2 protein-coding genes are annotated in these 968 nt (G+C 65.8%); one reads left to right on the forward strand and one right to left on the reverse strand.

Going from position 1 to position 968, the window contains the following annotated elements; translation table 11 throughout:
• Window positions 1–40: 40 nt before the first annotated feature.
• The gene (locus FSY66_RS12410) at window positions 41–247 is read right to left on the reverse strand and encodes a hypothetical protein (RefSeq protein ID WP_144795397.1); all 207 of its coding nucleotides are present in this window, start codon (window positions 245–247) and stop codon (window positions 41–43) included.
• 104 nt (window positions 248–351) lie between these two features.
• Between FSY66_RS12410 and FSY66_RS12415 the strand changes: the two genes are divergently transcribed.
• Window positions 352–968 (forward strand): helix-turn-helix domain-containing protein (locus tag FSY66_RS12415; RefSeq protein WP_144795399.1); only part of this gene is annotated, 617 nt, incomplete at its 3' end.

The raw sequence follows: 968 nt of genomic DNA on the forward strand, positions 1-968 counted from the left end.
TGAACCCGGCCGTGGACCTCGCGGCCTGACACCCCAACTGTCACCTGTTCGTGCGGCAGTCCCGAGCGAGGGCGTGGGTGATCGTAGGCATGGCCAGGAACAGCACCGAGCCGTCCATCGAGACCAGCAGGACGGGGCCGAGCACAATCAGCAGCCCGATCCAGGCCCGCCGACCGGCTTTTTCCGATGACGCTGCTGTCTGGGAGGTCGCCGATACTAATGACGAGGGGTCTTTTGCTTCACTCATACGTCCCATCCTCGAAACGCGACCCGGCAACAGCCATCCCTCTGTCGTGGGTACACGTGACAGGTGCAGGCTCGACGTGCCCGTCGCGGCATACCATCGAAGACATGCAGACCGATACCCTCGGCGTGTTCCTCAAGACACGACGCGACCGCGTCACCCCGGACGAGGTCGGCCTTCGCGCCTACGGCGCAATCCGCCGTGTGCCCGGCCTACGACGCGAGGAGCTCGCTCAGCTCGCCGGCGTGAGCGTCGGCTACTACACCAGGCTGGAGCAGGACCAGGCAGGAACCGCCTCACCTCAGGTCGTCGATGCGCTCGCCCGTGTGCTCGGCCTCGACAAAGCCGAGCTGACCCACCTGCGCAACCTCGCCCACCGACCCGCCATGCCCCGGCTCGTCCGTCCCGCATCGGAGACCCCCGCCCCACCCGTGCTGACCTTGCTCCGCTCGTTGGGGGAGAGCGTGCCCGCGATCGTGCTCGGACGCCGCGGCGACGTGCTCGCCTGGAACCACACCGGCCATGCCGTCATCGCCGAGCACCTCGATTACCACGCGCCAGCCGATCCCGACACGAGACCGTCGATACCGAGAATGTTCTTCCTCGACTCTCTGCACCGCGACCTCTACCGGAACTGGGAACATGGGACTGCCGCATGGATAGGTGACAGTTTGACCTGCCCTACGGTTAGGTTTCCACTCTTGGTCGCTAGCTTCCGATGGTG

The organism is Kocuria palustris (assembly GCF_007666205.1).
Lineage (GTDB): Bacteria > Actinomycetota > Actinomycetes > Actinomycetales > Micrococcaceae > Kocuria > Kocuria palustris_A.

Bases quoted from the DNA above. Each gene is read 5' to 3' on its own strand.
- FSY66_RS12410 (WP_144795397.1), bottom strand. From the start codon at position 247: ATGAGTGAAGCAAAAGACCCCTCGTCATTAGTATCGGCGACCTCCCAG.